Source organism: Sporosarcina sp. YIM B06819, assembly GCF_033485175.1.
Classification (GTDB): Bacteria; Bacillota; Bacilli; order Bacillales_A; family Planococcaceae; genus Sporosarcina.
Genome location: NZ_JAWLIQ010000035.1, coordinates 1 through 26268 on the forward strand (window position 1 = coordinate 1; position 26268 = coordinate 26268).

The window sequence follows — 26268 nt, forward strand, 5'->3', positions numbered from 1 at the left end:
AACAGCACGGGCTGAAGACCCTGGACTGAGCGTAGCGAGGGAAGCGGCTGAAGCCGTGCCCGCGGAAAGCGTCCGCCTGAAGCGCAAATCAACCTTGCTCGGATTCCAAGGTTAATTATTCTATTATGAAATTGATTCATATAACAGTTTATTATTGCAAAAAAAGAGATGTTTTGTCGAAAACGCTACTATGATACGAATTATAACATATTTATTGTATTAATCTAGATAGATAGAACCATAACTATGAAAAAACTCACCCGAGTCGGACTATATCCATTGGACCGATAATTTGGGTTAGACGATTCGCCTACCTTTCAGTTATAATGATAGATGGTGAATTTCGTTACATCAATTACTTCAAGGAGTTGCAAATTTAATTGTCTATGCAAAAAAACTTCATCATTGGACTTATGCTCTTCGCTTTGTTCCTTGGTGCAGGTAACATCATTTTCCCACCACTTCTCGGACAAATGGCTGGAGATGAATTATGGATTTCCATGGTTGGTTTCCTCATTACTGGTGTAGGCTTACCACTTATTGCTGTGCTAGCGATTGCCAATTCAGGTGGCAGCCTGCAAACAATTGCTTCACGAGTGAATCCTACATTCGGTATTATTTTCACATTGGTCATCTATATGGCGATCGGGCCGTTTTTCGGTATTCCTCGGACAGCAACGGTTTCCTATGAAATTGGGATTGTTCCATTTCTTCCCGCTAGTATTTCGGGTGCAGGCTGGCCACTTGCTGCGTTTACCATCATCTTCTTCACAATCACACTGGCACTTGCGCTGAATCCTGCAAAGCTTGTCGACCGCATCGGTAAAGTACTTACGCCGATCCTATTCCTTGTAATTGGGGCACTTGCTGTGAAAAGCATCGTGTCGCCGATGGGGACCATCGGACAAGCACAAGGTGATTATGTAACTGATCCCTTTTTCCGTAGCTTTGTCGAAGGCTATTTGACAATGGACGTCATTGCAGCGCTTGTTTTTGGAATTGTCGTTATTAATGCGCTGAAAGCTGAGGGCGTGACAGAAAGACCTGCGGTTATGAAGGCGATGGTTATCGCTGGTATTATCGCAGCTGGAGGATTAGCACTTGTTTACATATCACTTGGTTACATCGGTGCAACAAGCGTTGATATCATCGGATTACAGGACAATGGAGGCGCAGTTCTTGCACTTGCATCAACAGCACTATTCGGATCTTTTGGTACGACCATTCTGGCATTAACTATCATTTTTGCCTGTTTGACGACATCCATTGGTCTAGTGTCTGCCTGTGCACAATTTTTCGTACAACTGCTACCACGCTATTCGTATAAGACATTCGTGTTCATTTTTGCATGCTTTAGTGCATTGGTGGCAAACGTCGGATTGACACAACTGATTTCTTTCTCAGTTCCGGTCCTGCTGATGGTCTACCCACTTGCAATTGTATTAATGCTCATGTCGTTTATCGACAAATGGTTTGACAGACAACCTATTGTCTATATCTTCGCACTTGCCGCAACTACATTTGTCAGTATTTTTGATGGCTTACGCGGTGCGGGTATCGACTTCAAGCCTGTTACATCGATACTTTCTCATCTTCCGCTCTATGAGCAGCAGATTGGATGGCTAGTTCCTGCGATTGTTGGAGCACTGATTGGTGTCTTCCTAGGACCGCTGTTTAAAAAACGGATTTAGTTTTCAGAACTTTCGGCATCTATTTCCAATTAGTGCTATTTGAAGTCATCGTAATGCACAACGCCGTTTGGGATTATCCAAACGGCGTTGTTTTTATGGGAGTTTGGCGGTAAAGCTATTAAATATAAATCCACATAACTGAAATTTTTCTGAGTATTGTTCTATGACTCTAAAAACGGTAGAATAGAGTCATAGAACTATTTGTCGTTGGAAGGAGAATACGCATGAAAAAGAAAGCTTTTTCGTTGTTAGCAACGGCTGCACTTGCGACATTCATCGCAACTGGAAGTGCGGACGCAGCATCCGATTCATACACCGTTAAAACCGGTGATACGTTATGGAAAATTGCTTCGCAACACAAATTATCTGTCGATGAATTAAAAAGCCTAAATAAACTGACCTCTGATGCAATTAAGGTGGATCAAAAATTGGCCGTCTCTGGGAAAGGGGTTAGTAATCAAAATTCACTTCCAGCTACGGGTAACGCGGTAACTACGCCTCCCAAAAAGAATGGAGTGATGACCTCTTCCACTAATTCTTGGAAGGATTCAAACACTGCAAATGTCAGTGCAGAAAAGCTATCTCCTACTACTGAAAAAGTATTACTCGCCACAGTCGAGGCATCACTTCCTCTTCTTGATACTCCCTATGTGTGGGCTGGCGTGACAACCGAAGGATTTGATTGTAGTGGATTCATCTATTATGTCTATCGGGCGGCTGGTCTCGACCTGCCAAGGTTTGACACAATAAGTATGTATACAAATTCTTCTTATGTGGACGAGCCTAAATTAGGCGATTTGGTCTTTTTCGAAAATACATACCGCAGCGGTATTTCCCACGCCGGGATTTATTTAGGTAATGGTGACTTTATTCATGCAGGTACGAAGAAAGTCGAGATTTCTTCATTGAAAATACCTTATTGGCAAGAGAAATTTACAGGCTATAAACGTTTTGATTTATTATATTGATAACCTTGGTTTTCCCATTACAATCCGCGTGGAGCACCCCTTCCTACACAATTGGCTTATAAAATGGGATATGACGGGGTTTTATTGAAACCTAAGAAATAACAAAAATCCGCTAGGCACATGGCTTAGCGGATTTTCATTATTTCTTTATTATCTAGCAGAGTATCCGCCATCAATAACAAGTTCTGCACCTGTAATGTATGACGCTTCATCAGAAGCAAGGAACACTACCGCGTTACCTACATCTTCAGGCTGACCAAGACGTTTAAGTGGTGTCATTTGGATTAAGCCTTCTAGCGCCGCTTTTGAAGACTGAAGGTTAGCAACCATTGGCGTTTCGATTACACCTGGGAATATTGCGTTTACACGAATGCCATCTTTACCAAACTCAGCTGCAGCTGCACGTGAAATCGCACGAACTGATCCCTTAGATCCAGCGTATGGATTTAACCCCATACCAACTAGAGCTGTATAAGAAGAAATGTTAACGATTGAACCTTGTCCAGCTTCCTTCATGTAAGGAACTACGGCACGCATACCTGCGTATGTTCCAAAACCGTTAATGTCGTGCAGACGTTGCCAGTCTTGGATTGTAATATCGTTCATTGCTTTTTCAGTAGAGATACCCGCACAGTTGACAAGAATATCAAGCTTTCCGAATTTGTCAGCTGCAGTTTTCACAGCCTCTTTCCAGTTTTCATCGTCGGTTACGTTAAGCTTTACATAATCAACGTTTTCGACGCCTTGCCATTTTGCTTGAAGCGCTTCTGTGTTAATGTCTGCAGCTACGACTTTAGCGCCTTGAGCTGTAAACAATTTCACCATCATTTCACCCATACCTGAAGCTCCACCTGTGATGAACGCAACTTTATCTTGTAATCTTGTCATATTAAACACTCCATTCTTATATATTTAGACATCTAAATATTATTCCATTTTATATGAAGTTGCAACAAAATTGCCTCTCCTAACATCCTCCTCGAGCCTTGCCACTATGTCTATTGTTCGATATAATAAATAGGTGCAATTTTTAGATAAAATAGCTTGAACGGAGTGAATCAAATGTTCAAGGATAATCGTTATCTTCATTATAACGCGGCTGGATTTCGCAAAGATTTGATTGCGGGAATTACAGTTGGTATCGTAGCCATTCCGCTTGGGATGGCTTTTGCAATTGCTTCCGGAGTTAAACCCGAATACGGTCTTTACACGACAATCATTGCAGGTCTCATCGTTGCACTATTAGGTGGCTCCCGTTTCCAGATTGCTGGACCCACGGGTGCTTTCATCCCGATACTGCTAGCAATTGTGCTGCAATACGGGTATGAGGATTTGCTGATTGCTGGATTCTTAGCAGGTGTGTTCCTTGTCATTATGAGTTTTTTGGGTATCAGTAATCTGATTCACTTTGTTCCACGATCAGTCACAATCGGCTTCACAACAGGGATTGCTGTCATCATCTTTACAGGACAGTTTGGCAATTTCTTTGGCATTACTGGCCTAGAGAAAAAAGAGTTTTTCCATGAAAATATGCTGGATCTTATCAAGCAGTTCCATACGGTCAACCTCTACAGTATTCTAATCGCGGTTATTGGATTAGTTGTTATTTTTTCATTGCCAAAGATTGCACCACGTATTCCTTTACTGCTCGTTGCCTTACTCATTCCTACAATTATTTCCGTCTTTCTATTCCCTGGAAAATTAGAAACAATTGGGACAGCATTCGGCGGTATCCCGAAGACACTGCCAAGCTTCCATTTCCCGCACATCACTTTATCCAAATTGGTATTACTGTGGCAGCCTGCGCTCATCATTGCCGCACTTGGTGCCATTGAATCACTGTTATCCGCTGTTGTAGCCGATGGTATGAAAAATGGTAAGAAGCATGATTCGAAGCGTGAACTATTTGGACAAGGAATTGCCAATATGATTACACCATTATTTGGTGGAATCCCGGCCACGGGGGCCATTGCACGTACTGCGACGAATATTCGCTCGGGTGCCGTCAGTCCCATATCCGGGGTTGTACAAAGTCTATTCGTTCTGGCATTTTTACTGCTATTCGCACCCTATGCATCGTATATTCCACTTGCAGCGATGGCACCGATTCTTATGTATGTCGCGTGGAATATGAGTGCTAGGAAAGCATTCGTTCATATCCTATCCATCCGCTCTGGAGATTCTATCGTCCTATTGACGACATTTCTGTTAACCATTTTCATCAACTTAACCATTGCGGTCCAAGTCGGTATTTTGCTTGCAGCACTCTCTTTCTTGAAGAAAATGAGTGGCAAACTCCATATCGAGAAAGCCAAGCTGTCTGATGTTGAAATCGTGAAATTCAGTGCAGATGCTCCTTCTTCATTAGCAAAGTATATTGTAGATGGCCCTATTTTCTTTGGGACTGCCAAAGTGTTTGAAGACAAGTATCCGCACCTTCTTGAATCTGGGGCGACAAAAATCATCCTTGATATGGAACATCTTGCTGTCGTGGATGCAACAGGTGAAGCAGTCCTTTTTGCACTGCTGGACGATGCAGAGAAAAAGAGTATCCAGATCATTATCAAACGTTTGCCGAAGGATAAAACTTCTTTATTCAAAAAAAGCGGCTTGAAGGATAGAATTGGAAAAGACAACTTTTTTATGTAGAGAATGTTATGCCTTGTAAGCAACATAATCGGGGAACTTAGCAACGTTTGCTTCAGACTAGACAATGTTTTCCTAAGACTAAACAACGCTTCTTAAACTAAACAACGTCTTGCCCAAACTAGACAACGTTCTTTCCTAACTAAGCATCTAAAAAGGAGGACCATCCATAACGGACAGTCCTCCTCGCTTATTAATCTTCCATATAAGAAGCTTTCTTCAATGTAGCCGTCAACACGCGCGCACCGATATCCAGTGCTTCCCGGTTAAAGGTCATATCTGGATGGTGAAGTCCAGGGCCAAGATCTGCCCCAACGCCAATCATCGCCGCCTGTAATTCCGGTCGATGAATCGTATAGAAGTGGAAATCATCGCTACCTGACGTAATAATAGCAGGTGCAAATCCTTCCTCCCCAACTGTTTCCAGTATCGCTTCCTTCGCAATAACCGCTGCCTCTTCAGCTACTTCCGCTGCTGGCGTATAGTCACTCCACACCAGGTCAATGTCCACACCATAGAGCTTGCCAATTGCCTGAATACCTTCATCAATGCGTTCCTTCAATTCATTCAACACGCTGTTCGATTGTGAACGAGCATCTATCGCAAAAGTAGCTGTTCCCGGAATGATATTGAGGCTATCGCCACCCGCTTGGACTTTCGTCAGCTTCGCCGAATACGCTTCATATGGTGAAAACTGAATCGTTTTCACAAACTGGGCAATTGCGAAAAGCGGATCTAGCGCGTTGTTGCCTTGATGTGGACGAGCACCATGTGCATCGACTCCTGTAATTTTCCCCTCTAAGAAAACGGCTGCTCCATGATGAATGGCCGGTGTCACTTTGCCAAATGGAATTTCTTCCTGTGGTCGTAAATGTACGCCGAATAGTTGTGACACTCCATCAACTGCGCCTCTTTCAATCATCGAGTTAGCCCCATTACCTTTTTCTTCAGCCGGTTGGAAAATAAAACGAATGCGGCTACCAAGCTGCTCTTGCTGCAAATAAGACAGTGCCCCGAGCACCATCGAAATATTGGCATCATGGCCGCACGAATGATTCGCCTGATAGACGCCGCCAACTTCCTGCCACAAGGCATCGATATCAGCACGCACCGCAATGACTCGCTCGCCTTCTCCAATTTCCGCCACAACACCTGTCACATCGTCAAACGTATGATGCTTGACCCCCATGTCCGTTAAGATTTCCGCAAGCTTCGCAGTCGTCTCAACCTCTTTCCAACTCACCTCAGGATGCGCATGAAAATGTTCAAACCACTGACTAATTTTCTCTTTCACTACCATGTCAACCACTCCCCCTACTAACTTATAGTTTCCACTTCACTCTTGCATAAATAACAAGCATGACAAAGTTTGCCGCCGCACTAATAAACGTACCATATGCAATTGCAGAAGGACCAAATGAATCCATCATCGCATAAATAACCGCAACGTTAATCCCCAAGACACTAATCAAACTAAATATGACAGGCACAATCGAATTAGCTTTTGCATAATAGAATCGGGTTATAAAAGTGTTCGCTGCCAAGAAAAACATCGACAGCGCGAATACACGGAATATCGGCGTCATTAGCAAGACCGATTCCCCCGTAAATTCCCCCCGTTCGAAAACGAGACTGATAAGCGGTTCTGCAAAAAAGTACGCGACAGCCGTTGCTGGCGCAAGTAGCGCAACTAAATAGAGTATCCCCTTTTTATAGAGCTTACGGATGGTCTCCATATCGCCCTCTCCTTCTTTTTTACTTAAAAGAGGGTAAATAACCGTTGTCACCGCAGTCATCAGAATTGCCTGCGGAAGGCCTGTCGATTTCGAAGCATAGTTGACCGCAGACATCACACCTTCATCAAACTGAGCCGATACAATTCGATGGATAAGGATATAGAACTGTAACGAAGCTCCACCAAACAATATCGGCAACGCGATAACCCATAATCGTTTCACATCGTCAGACATACCAAAAGATGGTTTCAATGAATACAGTTTAGATTTTCGAAGTCCCATGTACAGGAATCCACCCATCAAAACCGCACCCAACATGGCGCCAATCCCATATGATTCCGGTCCAAAAGCACTTGTCAACAACACTGCGATTCCGACGAAGCCTACATTATATAGAAGAACGGCCATGCTAGAAAGATTGTATTTGCCGTTAACATTGAGAACTCCACTCATCCATGTCGATAACACAAGAATAATGGAAGACGGCATCATCCACAGGTAGAGATTGCGTACTAACGCATACTCTTGTTCACTTAGGTCTTCAAGAAACAACTTCAATGTTGGATCCGTGAAGATGATTAACAAAGTCGTTATAGAAACCGCCGCTAGAAGAACGGTCGTAAACGACTTCCGAACGTATAATGCCTTATCTGACTTCGTCGAATGGTAGACGGATATAAACGCAGTCGTTAATCCCCCACCGACAACGAGATAAATGAAATTCGGAATTGTATACGCGGCGGCAATTGCATCAGCAGTAGCCGACGTGCCGTACTGGTTACCAATGACAACTTCTCGCAGAAAACCAAACATCCGCGCCACGATATTAATAACAGCGACAGCTCCGATAATTTTCATCATTTTACTCATTGCGACCAACCTGACCTTTCTCAGCTGAACGGTAAATCGATAATAACTTTTCTAAAATAGCCTCAAAGGAATGTTCCGCAATCTTTGCGCGCACAACCGCTTCATCAATCGCAACCAAATCTTCATCCAACACGCTCCACATGCCTTGCGCTAACGAGTCTGGATTTTCCGCTTCCACTAAAACCCCTGCCCCATCCTTCAACAAATAAGACAATCCACCGACGTCCGTCCCAACAACCTTCGTCCCTGCAGACATAGCCTCAAGCGCAACGAGGCCAAACCCTTCATGATGCGAAGGGAGTACAAGTGCATCAGCAGCCGACATCCAAAGAGATAATTCAGCTTGTCCTAACGGCTCCTTGAAGTGGATATCCTCCACATCTTTATCGCGGATAAATGACCTTAACTCTTCGACAAAATGACTATCTTTCTGCGAACCAATCACATACAACGAACTATCCGGTAACGACATTTTCAACGAATCGAACGCTTCAACAAGTTCAAGAAGTCCTTTCGCCCGAATAATATTCCCTACAAATAGCATTATTTTTTCATCCTTAGGAAGGTTCAGCCTATCCCGCGCCTCTTCCTTCGGCACATAATTGAAGATAGACGTATCGATTCCCATACTCATGACATGCACATTTGCATCTGCAACACCGAAACGGCCAGTCACGTCCTCCCGAAGTTTATCGCCAACAACAATGACAGTCTCCGCCTGTTGCAAAATTCGTTTTGTCATATTAGCAATGTGTGGACTCTTTGCCGGCATTTTATCGATATCGCCGCCATGAACGGTCACAACATAAGGAACGCCAAACAGCTTTTTCCCCATCAACGACAAAACCCCAGTTGGAAATGCATAATGTGCGTGCGACAGTGCTATTTTTTTTCTGTTTTTCATCAGATAAACAACAGAACGGCTAAACCATGTCATATATTTTTGTAATGCCTTTACTTTCCCTTTGCCAGGATCCTGAATCGCCACTACATCCACATCAAGACCTGCAGACTGAAGAAGTCCCACTTGATTTTTGACAAACAACCCAAATGTCGGATGCTGTGATGACGGATACATATTGCTGAACACAACTATTTTTTCCATGCTAGTTCTCATCCTATCTATATAATAGCTTCATTGAGCTATACCTTTATTTTCATTCAATGATTATAACATATCGCACAACGTTCAACCTCTTGACAGCCAATCTATCCAGAAAAAAACACGAGATGACAACCGTCACATCGTGTTTGCTTACTAGTATTGAGAAAGCTAAACTATTGTAATAAATTATGGATTAGTTATTTATCATTATAGCTTTACGGCGCCATCACTGGTAAACTGAACCTACTACAACTCTAGTATAATTAAGGGAGGACACAATGAGAACAGTTAAATGGGCTGCTGTTGTTTGGATGATTTTCGCTCTCGTTTCCATAGTCCCGGGACATTCATCTGCACAACAAATTCAATTCAAAGACATCACACCTACTAAAGAATATTATGAACAAGTCAATTACATAGCCGGCCTTGGTATTATTAAAGGCTACGAAGAAAAAGGAGTTACTATCTTCAAACCAGGCAATAACTTAACACGTGCTCAAGCGGCTAAAATGTTAGTCATTGCTGCAAAAAAACAGGACATCCCTACTCCATCTTTACAATTTAAAGACGTCAAAGCTGGAACTGAACAATATGACTATGTCAGTCGGGCTGTCTCACTCGGTTATTTCAAAGCTGGCGAGAATGGCCATTTCAAACCGAACGAAAACTTAAAGCGCGGAGAAATGGGCAATGCACTTGCAGTTGCTTTCAATCTATCCGAAAAAATTACAGTAGAACGTCCTATGATGATGACCGATATCTCAAAAGACTATGGCTATGCTGAACGCATCAACGGACTTTACTATGCCGGCGTAACAAAAGGCGATGCAGGGAAGTTTCTTCCGAATAATTTCCTCACACGCTCACAATTCTCACTTTTTCTAGCACGTGCGATGGATAAAAAGTTTGCGCTTTCTGTCAAACTTCCCGAACAAACGTCTAGCACCTATTTTGCTAAAGTAGCAACGACAGAGGGAGACGTACTTAACGTTCGTAGCCTACCATCCGTTGATGGTTCTGTTATTCACAAATTAAACAGTGGTGAGATTGTCGAAGTTGTTGGTCAATCTGGGGAATGGCTACTCATTCTATTTGATAATGGAGAAGGCTATATCAATAGTCGTTTCACGGTCGAGGTAGGGACAGAAACACCTCCGGAAATTGTACCGCCCGTTGAACCTGAAGAGCCTCAAGAACCGTCCGTTCCAGATGACTCTGAACAAGAAGTTCCAAATGAACCGGAACAGCCAAGCCTAACTGCTGATTTGACAGGTAAAGTAACAGTCAAAAGCCTCAATATACGGCAATCCGCAAGCACTGACTCTCCAATCATTGATACATTAAAGCTAGGACAAACAGTCGAAGTGTTATCGTTGGATGGGCATTGGGCTAAAATCGTTGTTAATTCAAAAACAGGCTACGTGCATAAAACCTATTTAAAATTGCTGAATAAAACAGCTAGACCACTTGAGAACCGAATTATCGTCATAGACGCTGGCCATGGCGCACATGATCCAGGTACTTCAAAAAATAAAGTAACAGAAAAAAGTATAGTGCTAAAAGTCGCTGCACTTGTAGAAGCAAAACTAAAAAAAGCAGGCGCAAATGTCATCATGACACGTTCCAATGATACATATCTCACATTGGAGCAGCGTACCGAGTTTGCCAAGAAAAATTATGCAGAAACATTCGTTTCTATTCATGTCAATTCAGCCACATCAACGTCAGCTAAAGGGACTGAAACGTTCTTTGATTCATCCACAAATGCGAACGCTGCAGAAAGCAAATCTTTAGCAACTTTCATCCAAAAGAATCTAGTCAAAAATGCCAGCATGAACGACCGTGGTGTCAAAGATGAACGTTTTTACGTCATTCGTAATAATAACGTTGCATCTGTCCTCGTCGAACTGGGTTTCTTGACCAATGCAGATGACTATAAAAAGCTCACGAGTGATAGCTTTTTAGAAATCTATGCCGAGTCCATCTATCAAGGTCTCGTACAATACTATTCAGCACCTTAAGCAAATAGACCTGAGAGAATGAACGATTCTCTCAGGTTTTTTTTGAAAAATTTACGTCTGTTGATTAACCATTAACATGCATAGATCATAGGAAAGCAAAGGCTTAAAAACCGTCTTTTTCTCTAAATCATTTCCGGTTCGCTTTCGGCGAAATACTCAAGACATAATTACGGAGGAGTAAGCATGGCTAGAAACGACTTCGTCATTTCTAGCCATGCCTTTTTCGGTCATCTTGTTATGAATAGTTGCCTGTCGCATACCTACAATGCTTAAGTGAAAAATGCAGTTGCTTGGAATGAAAAGAATAGATGACTTTCTAGTAAAGAGATAAGCGCCCGAAGATGCAATTTCGGGCGCTCTTGCACTTTGTACAAGGTATTCCTACTTTACTCTTTGCAAGTCATATAAGAAAGTGACACTTCCCAAAATAATAATAGAAAAGACCATGGTAAAAGATTCGGCCGCCAAAATTGTATCTTTGGCGGCCCTCTTAAGTTTAGAAACCCTCTATTCCCTAGTTCCAAAAAGCATTAGCACTTCGTGTATCTGCGTTTTTGGAGAGCGGCGGGTGAACGACCACCATACGATTACCGAAAAAATGCATGGGGATGCGGCTTAACCGCATCCCTATGCATAAACAAAGCACGGTTATTGTATAGAAGTTGTTCAACCCAAAGCGATCAAAAAGTGATTGAACATAGAGCCCCTAGTGTTTGATTAAGTTGATTTTTGGTTATTTAACACACGTGATAAAATTTACGTTAACTTAATTTGTCCACTAGCAGCCTTAATGATACACTTAGCAAGAGTACTACTTTGTCATTATTCAATTAATTCATTCAATGATGATGTAGTAAAAATAGAATAAGGGAAGGTGCTCAATGTCTAGTAAATACGTTAAAGGGACTGCGACGGCTATGCTTTTAGTAAGCACAGTAGCCATCACACCAGTTCTTGCTGCCGAAACACCAGTCGCTGCAACAGGAGATTTTTCGCTAACTGTTTTTCACACGAATGACACACACGCTAATCTTAAAACAACGGCTGAACGTGCGGCACTTGTCAAAAAGCTAAAAAAAGATCACCCTTATAATGTTCTTCTCGATGCAGGGGATGTCTTTTCTGGCACACTCTATTTCAATGAATTCCAAGGACAAGCAGATCTTGCGGTCATGAACTATCTCGGCTACGATGCTATGACATTCGGTAACCATGAATTTGACCTTGGTTTATCTCCAGAAGGTCACAAAGCGCTAGCTGATTTCGTCAAAGGAGCTAAGTTCCCACTCGTTAGTTCAAATGTCGATTTCTCGGCTGATCCACTTTTCAATGGCTTACAATCCAGAACGGTTGAAACTAATGCCGAAGACGGTAAAATTTACAATGGAATTATTAAAGAAATTAATGGTGAAAAAGTTGGAATTTTCGGCTTAACGACAGAAGAAACAGTCGCGATTGCTAGCCCTGAAAAAGTGACATTTACGAACTACATTACAGAAGCAAAAGCCGCTGTTGCTGCATTCAAAAAAGCAGGCGTCAACAAAATTATCGCCCTTACACATATCGGCTATGATGACTCTGATAAGATCGATAATGACGTGCTATTAGCCAAAAATGTACCAGGCATCGATATTATCGTTGGCGGTCATACACATGTCAAACTGGATGAGCCGGTCGTCTTAAACAAAGATACTGAGCCTGTTATCATTGTCCAAGCGAATGAGTATAACAAATTCCTCGGACAACTCGATATTACATTTGACGACAAAGGGGTTATTAAGGATTATAAAGGCGTTCTACACGCTATTGGAGGTGAAAACGCAGCAACAGATGCTACTGCCGCTGAATTACTAAAGCCATTTACTGCTAAAGTTAATGAAACAACCGCAAAACAAATTGGTGCAACAGCTGAAGTTTTCCTTAGCGGTCTACGTGATATGAGCCAAGACAGCAAAGCACTCATAGGAGGCGTTCGTTCAGGTGAATCCAATCTAGGAAATCTGATTACGGATGGCATGCTAAAAAAATCAAAAGAAATTGATCCAGAAACAGTGATTGCTTTCCAAAATGGCGGAGGTATTCGGACATCTATTCCACAAGGGCCGGTTACATATGGTCAAGTGCTGACGGTGCTGCCATTCGGTAATCCACTTGCCATCATCGAGCTAAGTGGCGCTGAATTGAAAGAGACCTTCGAACATGCTGTCAAAGAATATCCGAAAGAGTCAGGTGGCTTCCTTCACGTTTCGGGTATGCAAGTGATTTTTGACGGCGAAGCGCCGGCTGGCAAACGCATTATTTCGTTGACTATTGATGGCAAAGAAATTGAAAGCGACAAAATGTACAAGGCGGCTACTAACGTCTTTACTGCACGAGGCGGAGATGGTTTTGAAGCGCTTGGTAAAGCTTACGCGGAAGGTCGTGCGAGCGAGCCTGGCTTCTCTGACTGGGAGAACCTTGCAGATCATTTGAAGTCCGTAGGTACACTTCATGCAGGAATTGAAGGTCGTATTCTTGCAAAAGTCCCTTATAGCGATCTTGCTTATGACAGCGAATCCTATAAGTATGTTTCCGATCTTTATTACCGTGGTGTTGCCAAAGGAACTGGCTCAACATTTTCTCCAAAAAAAGAAATGACACGTGCCCAAGCAGCTTCTTGGATTGTTCGTGCCCTTGATTTAAAAGCAAATGGACCTGCACCATTCAGCGACATCGGTGATTTTACCGTTGAGGCACAAGCAGAAATTGCTGCTGCCTTTGAAAACGGCCTTGTAAAAGGTGTTGATGGTAAGTTCAAGCCTAGTGAAAAAGTGACACGTGCACAATTTGCATTAATGCTTGAACGTGCTTTTGAAAAATATACAGGTGAAAAGTATACAGCAGCTACAAACGCACCATATAGCGATTTCGGTAACTATGATGCAGAGGCCGTAAACGCTATTTCTATGCTTCACGAACTTGGTATTACGTCTGGTTCAGACGGTAAATTTATGCCTACCCAATCCACTTCACGTGAGCAAGCAGCTAAAATTGTCTCGAACTTCATTTACAACGTCAAACAAGCTAAAAAAGCGAAATGATTTTCATAAGCAAAAGCGTTCCCATACATCTGGGAACGCTTTTACTTATTTACCAAGAGGGGACGCCTACATGCATGGTTGCCCAACTTTCATCATTGATTGCGGAAGTTCCTGCATCTTTCAGTGGAACAATGACAAAGCGTTTTTTCTCATCCCTCATAACAGCAGTCGGATAAAATTCGGGTTCAGCGATGTCCATAAAACTCCTCCCCGCAACCTCAACCTTTGTTGCAGACACCTTCGCAATTCCCCCAATATTCGTCGAATCAAACTGTTGCGCAGAGTAGAAATTACCTAGCGAATAAAATACTTTCGTATCTCCTACCTCGTCATATTTTTGTAAGACGTGAGGATGATGACCAAAAATAATATCCGCCCCTGCATCCGCAACGAACTGCGCCAACTCTTCCTGCCCTTGTGACGGCGTCAGCTTATATTCATTTCCCCAATGCATGGATACTACGAGCACATCGACTAGCTTTGATAATCGGCTAATTTCTACTTGCATTCGGTCACGCTCTATTAGGGAAACTAAATATTCTTTCCCCTGTGGAACAGGATTGCCATTCGTACTATACGTATAGGCAAGAACACCAATTCGAATACCGTCAATTTCCATAATCCGATCCTTTGCCTGATCTTCAAACGATGTGTAGGCACCCACATAGGGCATGTCGTATTCTTTAATATGATCAATCGCCTTGCGCAGTCCTACTTCTTTGCGATCGATTGCATGATTGTTTGCAAGCGACACCATATCCACACCGTTTGCTTTCAAATCTCGAATAATATGCTTTGGACTGTTGAAACTCGGATACCCCGTCAGTCCAAGCTCTTTTCCTCCTGGCATCGACTCCTGATTGGCCAGTAAAAAATCGATGCCTATCAGTTTATCTTTCACACCAGCGAATGCAAAATCATAATTTTCATATGTAAAAAGTGGATGATGTAAAAGGATGTCGCCAATCATTCCAATTGTAATCGTCGTGGAACCGGTCTCGAAATCCAGTGTTGCCGGGCTACCCCGTTTTACAAAATCAACCGGCACGCTCACCACAATTGGTTTCTTATCAACCAAACTATTTAAGCCATAAGCAATAAAACCCCAACCGCCTATGATGAATACAATCATGAACGCGTACACAATCTTTCTTTTCAATAAAATATCTCCAGTCTTACCGCCTATATTTTAGTATATCATTCATTATAGACCAATAGCTGTGATAGAAAAAGAGATTGTTGATGACGCTTTTTTATGCACGCGGGGTGGATCTCTTTGCGCACACGGCGACTCTCTTTGCGCGTGCGGCAACTCTCTTTGCGCGCGGGACCGGCGCACTACCTTCTTCATTCAAAAAAACTTCTTTCAAAAAAAAAAAAACGAACAACGGCATCATAAGATGCGTTGTTCGCTTTTATACTTTATTTACACTCTAAACTGCTTCATTTCTGTTTGTAGATCTTCAGCTAGTTTGGCCAATGCTTGGGCACTTGCTGATATTTCCTCGGTTACTGCAAGCTGTTCTTCCGTAGCCGCACTTGTATCACTTGAGGAAGCTGCTGCTCTGCCACTTAACTGTTGGATTTCATAAGCACCACGGCTTACTTCATCAGCCATCGCTTGAATTTCCTCAATCGCGGCAGATACCGTTTCCACTTTCGTTGTCACATCGCCAACCGCATGTTGAATTTCTGAAAATACTTGGCGTGATTGTTCAGTGGCCGCTATGCCATCATCCACACGCTCGCTTCCTGCGGATATCGAGGTCACAGCTCGTTTCGATGCGTTTTGAATCATAGCTACCATCGATGCAATTTCAGATGCAGACACTTTCGATTGTTCTGCCAGTCTCCGTACTTCCTCTGCTACAACTGCGAATCCTTTACCATATTCCCCTGCCCTCGCGGCTTCGATGGCCGCATTGAGTGCCAGTAAATTCGTCTGATCCGAAATATCGGTAATCAATGATGTGATTTGCTGTATTTCATTGGAATGGCGCGCCATTTCCTCCATAATTTCAGAAGATTCTTGAATAGTCTTATGGATCGTTGTCATTTGTGTCGACATCTTTCCTACAACGCTCGAACCAGTTGTCACAAGATTCGACATCGCTTCCGTTGCATGTAGCATCTCTTCATTATTACTAGCAATTTCCGCAACACCTAATGACAGCTCTTCCATCGATGAAGTCGACTGCTCGATAATTCTTTGTTGCTGCTCACTGCCTAACAATTGATTTTCAGCGGCCTTGGCAACCAGTTCTGATGAAGCCATGCTTTCTTGTGAACTTGCGGATAATTCTTCCGACTGAATCGTCAATTGGCTAGCTGATGTGTTGATTTTACGTACCATATTTGCAACGTCAGTCCCCATTTTGTTAAATGCGGCCGCCATTTCACCTATTTCATCTTTGTTTTTAACAACTAGTAAATCAATCGTTAAATTACCATCCGCAATTTCATTTAATCCATCTGTTACAATGCGAACAGGTCGTGAAATGCTACGAGCAATCACTGTCGAAATAACAATACCCGCAATTAATGCAAGTGCAACCATTCCCATGATAAAAATAATTGTTCCAAGCATATATGCCTCTATCTCATCACGTGTTTCATTTAACGCATTAAATTGGTTTGCTTTGATAGCATTAGCGTTTTCTAATACGACAGCACCTACTGTTGCAGTTGCACGCCCAAGCTCTATCGCTTTTCGCTCCTTATCTTCCTGGATACTTTGAACGATATCATTTTGTAATTTCAAAAACTTTTCCCGTGACAACCTTATTTCTTCCAATGAAGCTTGATGCTCATCCGATTGAAGACTCAGAGATAATTCTTCTAGTAATTCATGAGACCGATCCACGCTCGCGGTCCGTACCTCCAAATACGAAGCATCCTTAAATAACATGTAACCACGTACACTACTTTGTATTTCATTATGATTTAAAATAAATTCATCGATCAAATCTGTTTTTTTAACGCGGTCATCTAGTAAAAATGTATATTCATTATCAATCTTAACAGCTGCCCATAAACTTATAGCACCGACAATGACCAGCAACCCTAATATCGTTGCAAAACCAAACCATAACTTCCTCGCCACAGTAAACTTCATAATCTTCCCCCCACTATCTTTTTGCCTATATAAATTGGCTTTCTATTTAAGGACAATAGCATTACTCCCATTCTACATGGAAGATTAATAATATTCTACTCACTTCCATTTTTTCAGAATAATTAGAACTCATTCATTACAAATGAATACACACTATTTTTTTGCGTACAATGAATGATACTAGATCTTTGATGAAGGAGATTATACGTGAACAATTACAAAAAGTGGATTGTACTAGGCGGTGTGATCGCGCTAATAATTGCTATCCCCATCATTTGGCTTACTGTATTTTATACGAATGTCGTTGAAACAGTTGCCGTCATGCACGAGCCTATCGGGCGACAAGTTTCAGAAAAGCGCGTTGAGGAAGTTGTTTTTAAAGAGCTCGATCCCTTTTCTGTTCTTTTACTAGGGGTCGATGAACGCGAAAGTGATGTTGGACGTTCAGATACAATTGTTGTCATCACGGTCAATCCAACAGAGCAGTCAACGAAAATCGTTAGTATTCCACGGGATACTTACACCGAATTGATTGGACGGAGCACGAAAGATAAAATCAACCATGCTTATGCATTTGGCGGAACTGAAATGGCAGTTGCATCGATTGAAAAATTGCTTGATATCCCTATCGATTATGTGGCAACAATTAATATGGAAGGATTCGAAAGTATCGTCGACGCTGTCGGTGGCATTTCAGTTACCAATGATTTCGATTTCCAAGTAGGAGATATTGACTTCCCTAAAGGTGAAATTCAGCTAGATGGGCAATCTGCACTCACGTATGTGCAAATGCGATACGACGACCCCCGCGGTGATTTTGGTAGGCAAGATCGTCAAAAACAGATTATCGAAGGCATTTTACGTAAAGGGGCCTCGCTCACAGGATTGATGAATTATAAAAGTATTTTTAATGCGCTCGGACATAATGTTCGGACAAACTTAACATTTGATGAAATGTCAGATATCCAAAAAAATTATCGTAGCGCTTTAGATAAAGTCGAGCAACTTCATTTTCAAAACGGAGATGGGCACATGATAGATGGCATTTGGTACTATTTGATGGATGATGTAGAGCGGCAAGGAGTAATAGATACGTTGAAAGCGCATTTGGAGATGTAGGATATGAAAAGAATGATAGTAGTTGGCCTTCTTTTGACTTCTTTTGGATGCACACTGTCATCCACTAAGCCGGCACCGTTACCTAAAGATGACTTCCTCGTTATCGCACATCGCGGTGCATCCGCCTACGCACCTGAGCACACACTCGCGGCCTATGACATGGCCGTGCAAATGGGTGCCGATTATATCGAACTGGACATACAGCTGACCAAGGATGGCAAACTCGTTACATTCCATGATGATAGTGTGTCATTGCATAATCGAGATTGGCCAGTTGCTACTATTACGTTTGACGAATTACAGCTTTATTCGCCCGGCGAGGAATTTAATGAAGACAATCCCCACTATGCTTCCGTTGCCTACGAGGAATTGCGTGTCATTGGATTGGATGAAGTGCTGCAGTATTTCGGTAGCACAATCAATTATTATATCGAGATAAAATCACCAGATGCCTATCCCGGAATAGAAGCGAAATTGCTACACAAACTCCAAGCACATGGTCTTTTAGACACGGCTAGTGACATGCCCAAAGTAATTATCCAGTCATTTGATGGGGATAGTCTAAAAAAAGTATTTGATAGGGAGCCTACCATTCCACTTATCCAGTTATTCGCTTTTGACAAGGGTGAATCTTTATCTAAGAAAGCATTGCGTGAGCTGACAACATACGCTTCTGGCATTGGCGTAGAGGCAAAGGTAGTGACAAAAAAGTTTGTCACATCAATGCACAAAGCAGGATTAGATGTCCACCCTTTTACAATCAATGATGAAAAAACAATGCGTACACTTATGGCTCATGGGATTGATGGGCTATTTACAGATCGGCCAGATATCGCCGTCCAATTGCGCAACGAAATAAGCCGTGCGAGCCATTGAATGGTCCGCACGGCTTATTGTCGATACCTAAATTGAATATGTCCCCCATTTTTTAATTGGGCTACTTTCGGCAAATCTGCTTTGACAACCGTGCCAATTGTCGCATAGCCACCCGTCGTTTGGGCATCCGCCATCAAAATAATTGGCTGCCCATTCGATGGTACTTGCACCGTGCCAAATTGAGTAGCTTCACTAACAATATCTCCACTGTCGATAAATTCTAGTGCTGGCCCATTGAAGAAATACCCCATTCGATCTCCGCCTCGATACGTGTAAGTTGCCTGTAAAAAGCGTTCAATACTTGACGGCTTAAACAACTCTAAATGTGGGCTCTTAAACAATTCAATCGTGATGTCTTGCGCGTAATTTGGGATGTTGTCTATGCGTAAGCCACGATTCAACCGCAGTTGCGGTAAGCGATTCGCATATAGAACCATGTCTTGTTTAATCGATTCCCCAATCAGCCCTCTTGGATAACTCGAACTGCTACCCAAAATGACTGGCGCTGCTAATCCACCTTCTGGAATGATATACACAATCGAGCCATTCAACGGTTTTGTAAATGAAAGCAGCTGCCCTTGCCGAATCGCAAACATCTTCCACAGCGGTGCCGCCTTGCCCCCATTAATGATTGCGCCTAAATCGGCTCCTGTTATAATGATTCGATGATTGGTTAATACTTCCAATGTTAATCCACCTAAAAAGAGCTCTAGTGCATTGCCATTGTCTTCGTTGCCCATAATATCCTGGCCTAGTTGAAAGGCTTGTTGATCCATCGGCCCAGCAACAGGCATGCCGAAACGACGATAACCAAATCGACCGCGATCTTGAATAGAGGCGTAAACCCCGGATTTGACGACTCGAAATAATGGAATCATGTTGCCGCACCAAGCGGGCGAATACTGACGCCTGCTGTTTCCAAGGCTTGGCGCATCTGCCTGACACGCTTCGCTACATTGATGCCGTCACCATGAAAGCACAACGTATCAGCCTCTAATGCAATGGTTGTGCCTGTTATCGTTTGCACGCGTCCGTGAAGCACGATGTCCATCACTTGTTGTTCGATTTCTTCGTCTGTATGCAGAACAGCCGTCGGCAATAGGCGAGAGCACAGCCTGCCAGCCTCGTCATAACGACGATCAGCAAATGCCTCCCCCGCGGTTTGTAAACCAATCCTCTTGCCAGCGCTCAACAATTCACTGTGACAAAGCCCAAAGAGATACGCCTCTGGTACCGTATCGTAGACAGCTTCCGCAATAGCATTAGCAACTCTGACATCGATTGCCGCTGTATTGTAAAGAGCTCCATGCGGCTTAACATGCGTAACAGCTACACCTTGAATCGCACAAAACTGCTTTAATGCACCGATTTGATACACAACCATATTATAGATGTCACGTGGTGGCATCGCCATCGCTCTTCTACCAAATCCTTGAATATCAGGATACCCAGGATGTGCACCAATGGAAACATTATGGTTGACCGCCATCTCCACCGTTTGCCGCATCACATTGAAATCCCCCGCATGAAAACCACAGGCAATATTAGCAGATGTAATGGAAGTTAATAATGCCGCATCTTCTCCAATTGTAAATGCCCCATAGCTTTCTCCAACATCCGCATTTAGATCAATCCGCATCGTATGTCCTCCTTTACAAACTGTTGAATCATAGCAGGGTCCTTCTCTAGCGCTTCTTTCATTTCATGATAATCATCAATCGAGATAGCACGAAAAGACAACTGATCGCCTGTATGAATGAGAAATGGATCCGCACGGTGTAAGCTGTAAAGATCAAGCGGTGTTCGTCCAAGTATATTCCATCCTCCCGGCGATTCAATCGGATAGATACCCGTTTGCGTACCGCCAATCCCGACAGTTCCTTTCTCTACACGTAAGCGCGGTTGGGCTAAGCGTGGCACATGCAATGCTGACGACAAGTCACCCAAATACGGAAAACCCGGTAAAAAGCCAATCATATATACCGTATAACACGTCCCGGTATGCAGGGCAATAACTTGTTCCCTTGTCAATCCCGTATGTGCCATAATCCGCGGCATGTCTTCACTAAATCGTTCATCATAACACACAGGTACGTCAATGGTTCGCGTTTGGACCACTACCTCACGATCCGTCTCCTCCAACCACTTCATCTGCAATTCATCTAGTAGTTTACGTGGATTAACAAGCTTTTTCCGATAAAACACCGTGATAGTATTCGTGCTTGGCACAACCTCTTCGAGAAATGGACCTTGATGCCTTTCGATAAAGGAGCAAAATTGCTGAATGGCCTGATGAGGAGACTCCCCGAAATCAAATCGAATGGATTGTTCACTTGTCACCATGGCAGGCGGCATAATTCTATGATTAAGCTTCATCGGCAGCTAACGCTTCAATACAGACAACAACGCCTTTTTTCAAATCTTCGTGTGACCAGCTCGGTATTTTCCCATGCTGAATAGCCAATTCATGCGAAGCGGGAATATGAAGAAAACCAGACTTCATCGTCGGACGTTGTGTTGCCGCATAATGCAATGCCTCGTACATAACGTTATTACATAAATATGTCCCCGCTGTATCCGATACTTCAGCGGGCAATCCAGCTTCTACTAAACCATTCACCATTGCCCGCACTGGAAGTGTTGCCATATAGCCTGCTTGCCCCTCCGCCTGAATCACTTCATCAACCGGCTTATACCCATTATTATCCGGCCCACCATCTTTGACATTAATAGCAATTCGCTCAGGCGTCATTTTATAACGCCCGCCTGCTAAACCTAGCGATAAAACAGCATCTGGCTGTACGGCTGCAATAGACTTGAGAATTTGTTCACCAGAAGATTGGAAGTCTACCGTTAGTACTTCACTGTGGATCTTATAGTTACCGATTACCATGCCGTGAAGTTCTTCCACGATTTTCATCGTCGGATTGACTGTGTACGATAAAAAGGGTTCAAACCCTGTAAGTAAAAGTGTTTTCATGATGAATGACCTGCTTTCTATATTCAGTGCTATTAGTGTACCGATTATCAAGAGGTTTCACAATACTCTTTCTATTATTCGCACCACTGCCCGTTACCTCATCCAAAAACCCCATTTCGCTACTACACGAAATGGGGTTGTCACAATATATTTGATTACACCTGAACAGGTTTCTTCAATAAACCTACAATCATCGCCGTGACCAAACTGCCCACCACGATGGCAAGGAGATATAAGAATGGATTGCCTTCGATAATTGGAATGACAAACATACCGCCGTGCGGAGCTGGTAAACCAATTTTAAACATTGCCGTCAATCCGCCTGCAACGGCTGAGCCGATAATGGCTGCTGGTAAAACACGCATTGGATCTGCCGCTGCAAAAGGAATTGCCCCTTCTGTTATAAAAGTTGCACCCATAATATAATTCGTTTTCCCGGCATCTTTCTCTGCTTTGGTAAACTTATTTTTAAAGAATGTCGTGGCGAGTGCTATCCCAAGTGGCGGCACCATTCCACCGGCCATAATGGCCGCATGCGGCGCAAAGTTACCCGCGTCAATCATCGCAATCCCAAATGTAAAGGCGGCTTTATTAATCGGTCCACCCATATCAACCGCCATCATCCCGCCAAGAATAACGCCCATCAACACTAGGTTCCCCGTTCCTAAACCATTCAACCAATTAGACAGACCTGCGTTAAGCGCCGTCACTGGATCCATCACTACAAATAACATAACTACACCCGTCAAGAATATACCAAATAGTGGGTAAAGCAATACCGGCTTGATTCCTTCCAATGAAGATGGCAATCCGATAAACAGCTTTTTCAATAGTAAAACGATATAACCTGCTAAAAATCCTGCGATCAAACCGCCAAGGAAACCCGCGCCACCCGTTGCAGCCATCAAGCCCCCAACCATACCTGGTGCAAATCCAGGACGATCTGCAATACTCATCGCGATAAAACCTGCAAGCACAGGAATCATTAATCCGAACGCATTGCCGCCACCAATCGTCATCAATGCCGCCGCAAATTCATTATAGGATGGATCATCTGGATTAGATGAGAGAATTCCGAACATAAATGAAATCGCAATTAAGATCCCGCCACCTACGACGAATGGCAGCATATTTGAAACACCGTTCATTAAATGCTTATAGAAATATGATTTTTTCGCTGTTTCTTCTTCACTAGTACTACCATCGCCTTTAAATAGAGGCGCGTCCTGATGGATTGCTTTTTCGATCAATTCTTGCGGGCGACGAATCCCCGCTGCTACCGGTACTTGGATCACATGCTTACCGATAAAGCGATTGGTATCAACCTTTGTATCCGCAGCGATAATGACAGCCGTTGCATTTTTTATGTCTTCCTTCGTTAACACATTTTTCGCACCACCAGAGCCATTCGTTTCTACTTTAATCGGAATGCCCATTTCTCCAGCTTTTGCTTTCAATGCATCTGCCGCCATATACGTATGCGCAATCCCAGTCGGACAAGCCGTCACAGCGACAACACTATGACCACTCGTCGGAATCGCTTCCACTGTTTGCTCTTCTTCCTCTTGATCATGTTCGTTAATAATCGCTATGATTTCATCCTCTGAATTGGCCGCAAGCAGTAGTTTTCGTACCTCTTCATTCATTAATAAACCCGATAGACGTGCCAGCGCTGCTAAATGTGTATCATTGGCCCCGTCTGGAGCCGCAATCATGAAAAATAAATGGGCTGGATGATTATCTAATGACTCATAATCAATGCCCGCTTGTGATTTCCCAAACGCGATGGCAGGGGCTTTGACAGCCGTTGTTTTGGCATGAGGAATCGCAATGCCCTCCCCAATACCTGTTGTACTCTGTGCTTCCCTCGCAAATATAGCCTTTGTAAAATCTTCCCGATTGGTAAGCTTTCCTGCTTCATCTAACTGGTTGACCAGCTCTTCAATAGCCCCGCTCTTATCGGACCCCTTCATGGATAAAACAATTGTTTCTCGTGTTAAAAGATCAGTAATTTTCATTAAAACTCACTCCTCTCAATGATAGTTACTTGTGGATATAATCGTTCGATTTTTTCTTTCGTTGCCAAGCCAACCGAAAATGCCGTTGCACTACCTGTTGCCACGCCATACTTGAACGCCGCCTCAACATCATTCGTTTGAAAATATTTTGCCAAGAATCCTGCCACCAATGAATCGCCTGCACCAACCGAACTTTTCAACTCACCAACTGGCACCGAGGAAATCAACGCCAGCTCCGCATTGACAAATACTCCGCCCTTTTCTGCTAATGAAACAATGACATTTTGCGCACCCTGCTCCACCAATTGCCTTGCATAGGGAATCGCTTCCGCTGGTTCCGTAATCTCAACATCAAACAATCCGCCCAACTCATGCTGGTTTGGCTTAATCAAAAATGGACGATAAGGTATCGCTTTTCGCAATAAATCACCTTCAGCATCCACCACAAATTGCACACCATTTTCCACACATAGTTTGATTAAATCCTCATATGTTGTCTCTGGCAAAGCTGCCGGCACACTACCTGATAAAATCAACGTGCTACCTTCTGGAAGATACTTAATCTTCACTTGTAGCTGTTCATACTCCGATTTTGTAATCATGGGCCCTTGCCCATTCATCTCTGTTTCAACATCTGTCGTTAATTTCACATTAATTCTTGTATCTTCTTTGACATGCACAAAGTCTGTTGTAATTTGCTCTGCTTCTAAATAGCGCTCCAAATAAGCACCTGTAAAACCACCGATAAACCCTAACGGTCTGCTGTCTACTCCTAATCGTTTGAGTACGCGTGACACATTAATACCTTTTCCACCTGGAAATTTTTCATCGCGTTCAATCCGATTTAACGCACCCAGTTGCAACTGTTCGAGTGTTATTAAATAATCAATCGAAGGATTTAATGTCAATGTATAAATCATGTCGTCACAACCTTTACTGTTGTTTTATCTTTATATAAATCAACAATGTCTTCATCTAATTCATCTGTGATAATCGTAATCTTTTTCAAATCTGTAATTTTTGCAAATGAAATCTCACCAAACTTCGTGTGATCCGCTAGCACAAACGTCTCCCGGGACATTGACAGCGCTTTCTTTTTCACTAAAGCTTCCTCAGGATCAGGCGTTGTAAAGCCGTGAACAGCATGAATACCGTTTGCCCCTAAAAAACATTTGTCAAAGTGATATTGTTCTAGACTGATTAATGCACTACCACCTGCAAGTGCTCGAGTCCCCGCTTTCGCATAACCGCCAGTCACATAGACACGAATACCTTTATCCAATAATCGTTCGACATGCATCAAACCATTCGTCACTACAACAAGATCTTTTTCCGGCAGATAGTCAATCATTTCTGTAATCGTCGAACCAGCATCCAAATAAATGCAATCGCCTTCCTCAACTAAACTAGCTGCATACATGGCGATCTTTTGTTTCTCACTCAAATTCCGATTCACTTTTTCTGGCATACTCGGTTCAATGATCATGCCATGCAATTTCGCTGCCCCACCATGCACGCGCTTTAAGGTTTGTTCCTCCTCAAGCACTGTTAAATCTCTTCGAATGGTTGACTCGGAAGCCTGCGTCGCATCAACCAAATCTTGTATTTTCACAACACCTTGTTCCTTCACCATTTGCAATATTAACTGATGTCTTTCTGAGGTTAACAAGAATCATCGCCTCCACGGTTGTCTGTCTATTTCAATTATAACTAGATTATGAATAAAATCAATCACAAATGACCAAAATCAGTCATGAATAATCAAATATTTATTTTTAATGATTGAATTTGATTGTTTCATAAGATTAAATAAACGAAATTGAAAGACTGTACGACGTAACTTGTGAACTAGACTACCTTTTCCGTAAACCGGACTACACCGGGAGAACTCGACTACCTATTTCGCAAACTCAACTACCCTGCCATGAAACTGAACTACCTTTTCCGCAAACTGGACTACGCCGAGAGAACTGGACTACCTATTTTGCAAACTGGACTACCTTGCCATGAAACTGGACTACCTTTTCTGCAAACTGGACTACG

General features: G+C 42.9%; 20 protein-coding genes. 7 read left to right on the plus strand and 13 right to left on the minus strand.

The features are described from left to right. Window positions 1-386: 386 nt before the first annotated feature. Both brnQ and R2B72_RS17370 read left to right on the plus strand, forming a co-directional pair. Window positions 387-1691, plus strand: a complete 1305-nt coding sequence (brnQ, locus tag R2B72_RS17365; RefSeq protein WP_318618120.1) for a branched-chain amino acid transport system II carrier protein — start codon at window positions 387-389, stop codon at window positions 1689-1691. Between the two features lie 224 nt (window positions 1692-1915). Continuing rightward, on the plus strand, window positions 1916-2659 hold the full coding sequence (locus R2B72_RS17370; protein WP_318618098.1) for an NlpC/P60 family protein: 744 nt from the start codon (window positions 1916-1918) through the stop codon (window positions 2657-2659). Window positions 2660-2809: 150 nt separating this feature from the next. Here the strand turns inward: R2B72_RS17370 and R2B72_RS17375 are convergent, their stop codons facing one another. Beyond that, complete coding sequence (locus R2B72_RS17375) at window positions 2810-3547, minus strand: SDR family NAD(P)-dependent oxidoreductase (RefSeq protein WP_318618099.1); 738 nt, start codon at window positions 3545-3547, stop codon at window positions 2810-2812. Between the two features lie 174 nt (window positions 3548-3721). Here R2B72_RS17375 and R2B72_RS17380 point away from each other — a divergent pair, with 174 nt between their 5' ends. Beyond that, complete coding sequence (locus R2B72_RS17380) at window positions 3722-5308, plus strand: SulP family inorganic anion transporter (RefSeq protein WP_318618100.1); 1587 nt, start codon at window positions 3722-3724, stop codon at window positions 5306-5308. Window positions 5309-5498: 190 nt separating this feature from the next. Here R2B72_RS17380 and R2B72_RS17385 read toward each other — a convergent pair whose 3' ends face one another. From R2B72_RS17385 to R2B72_RS17395, 3 genes are read right to left on the minus strand one after another with little or no spacing between them, the layout of a single operon-like run. Beyond that, the gene (locus R2B72_RS17385) at window positions 5499-6605 is read right to left on the minus strand and encodes an amidohydrolase (protein ID WP_318618101.1); all 1107 of its coding nucleotides are present in this window, start codon (window positions 6603-6605) and stop codon (window positions 5499-5501) included. Between the two features lie 22 nt (window positions 6606-6627). After that, entirely contained in the window at window positions 6628-7911 is a 1284-nt protein-coding gene (gene murJ, locus R2B72_RS17390; RefSeq protein WP_318618102.1) for a murein biosynthesis integral membrane protein MurJ, read from the minus strand. Beyond that, window positions 7904-9016: a glycosyltransferase gene (locus tag R2B72_RS17395; protein WP_318618103.1), complete on the minus strand. Its 1113-nt coding sequence runs from the start codon at window positions 9014-9016 to the stop codon at window positions 7904-7906. Before R2B72_RS17395 ends, murJ begins: the two co-directional genes overlap by 8 nt. Window positions 9017-9294: 278 nt before the next feature. Here R2B72_RS17395 and R2B72_RS17400 point away from each other — a divergent pair, with 278 nt between their 5' ends. Next, on the plus strand, window positions 9295-11037 hold the full coding sequence (locus tag R2B72_RS17400) for an N-acetylmuramoyl-L-alanine amidase (RefSeq protein ID WP_318618105.1): 1743 nt from the start codon (window positions 9295-9297) through the stop codon (window positions 11035-11037). A gap of 881 nt (window positions 11038-11918) precedes the next feature. Next, window positions 11919-14117: a 5'-nucleotidase C-terminal domain-containing protein gene (locus R2B72_RS17405; RefSeq protein WP_318618106.1), complete on the plus strand. Its 2199-nt coding sequence runs from the start codon at window positions 11919-11921 to the stop codon at window positions 14115-14117. Window positions 14118-14166: 49 nt separating this feature from the next. Here the strand turns inward: R2B72_RS17405 and R2B72_RS17410 are convergent, their stop codons facing one another. Together R2B72_RS17410 and R2B72_RS17415 are read right to left on the minus strand one after the other, a co-directional pair. Then, on the minus strand, window positions 14167-15276 hold the full coding sequence (locus tag R2B72_RS17410; protein WP_318618107.1) for a CapA family protein: 1110 nt from the start codon (window positions 15274-15276) through the stop codon (window positions 14167-14169). Between the two features lie 267 nt (window positions 15277-15543). Then, the gene (locus R2B72_RS17415; protein WP_318618108.1) at window positions 15544-17232 is read right to left on the minus strand and encodes a methyl-accepting chemotaxis protein; all 1689 of its coding nucleotides are present in this window, start codon (window positions 17230-17232) and stop codon (window positions 15544-15546) included. A gap of 207 nt (window positions 17233-17439) precedes the next feature. On the opposite strand from R2B72_RS17415, the gene R2B72_RS17420 reads away from it, so the two are divergent. Continuing rightward, window positions 17440-18351, plus strand: a complete 912-nt coding sequence (locus R2B72_RS17420; protein WP_318618110.1) for an LCP family protein — start codon at window positions 17440-17442, stop codon at window positions 18349-18351. 3 nt (window positions 18352-18354) lie between these two features. Continuing rightward, window positions 18355-19227 carry a glycerophosphodiester phosphodiesterase family protein gene (locus R2B72_RS17425; protein WP_318618111.1) on the plus strand — a complete coding sequence of 291 codons (873 nt, stop codon included), beginning with the start codon at window positions 18355-18357 and terminating at the stop codon, window positions 19225-19227. A gap of 14 nt (window positions 19228-19241) precedes the next feature. On the opposite strand, the gene R2B72_RS17430 is transcribed toward R2B72_RS17425, so the two are convergent. From R2B72_RS17430 to R2B72_RS17460, 7 genes are all read right to left on the minus strand, one after another. Beyond that, the gene (locus R2B72_RS17430) at window positions 19242-20105 is read right to left on the minus strand and encodes a biotin-dependent carboxyltransferase family protein (protein WP_318618112.1); all 864 of its coding nucleotides are present in this window, start codon (window positions 20103-20105) and stop codon (window positions 19242-19244) included. After that, the gene (locus R2B72_RS17435) at window positions 20102-20866 is read right to left on the minus strand and encodes a 5-oxoprolinase subunit PxpA (protein ID WP_318618113.1); all 765 of its coding nucleotides are present in this window, start codon (window positions 20864-20866) and stop codon (window positions 20102-20104) included. The genes R2B72_RS17430 and R2B72_RS17435 overlap by 4 nt, the downstream gene beginning before the upstream one ends. Beyond that, entirely contained in the window at window positions 20851-21603 is a 753-nt protein-coding gene (pxpB, locus tag R2B72_RS17440) for a 5-oxoprolinase subunit PxpB (protein WP_318618115.1), read from the minus strand. Before pxpB ends, R2B72_RS17435 begins: the two co-directional genes overlap by 16 nt. Next, a complete protein-coding gene (pcp, locus tag R2B72_RS17445) occupies window positions 21593-22207 on the minus strand; it encodes a pyroglutamyl-peptidase I (protein ID WP_318618116.1) in 615 nt (204 codons plus the stop codon). Before pcp ends, pxpB begins: the two co-directional genes overlap by 11 nt. A 155-nt stretch (window positions 22208-22362) precedes the next feature. Continuing rightward, the gene (locus tag R2B72_RS17450; RefSeq protein WP_318618117.1) at window positions 22363-24225 is read right to left on the minus strand and encodes a fructose-specific PTS transporter subunit EIIC; all 1863 of its coding nucleotides are present in this window, start codon (window positions 24223-24225) and stop codon (window positions 22363-22365) included. After that, window positions 24225-25145 carry a 1-phosphofructokinase gene (gene pfkB / locus R2B72_RS17455; RefSeq protein ID WP_318618118.1) on the minus strand — a complete coding sequence of 307 codons (921 nt, stop codon included), beginning with the start codon at window positions 25143-25145 and terminating at the stop codon, window positions 24225-24227. The genes R2B72_RS17450 and pfkB overlap by 1 nt, the downstream gene beginning before the upstream one ends. Next, window positions 25142-25894 carry a DeoR/GlpR family DNA-binding transcription regulator gene (locus tag R2B72_RS17460; protein ID WP_318618119.1) on the minus strand — a complete coding sequence of 251 codons (753 nt, stop codon included), beginning with the start codon at window positions 25892-25894 and terminating at the stop codon, window positions 25142-25144. The genes pfkB and R2B72_RS17460 overlap by 4 nt, the downstream gene beginning before the upstream one ends. Between the last annotated feature and the right edge of the window lie 374 nt (window positions 25895-26268).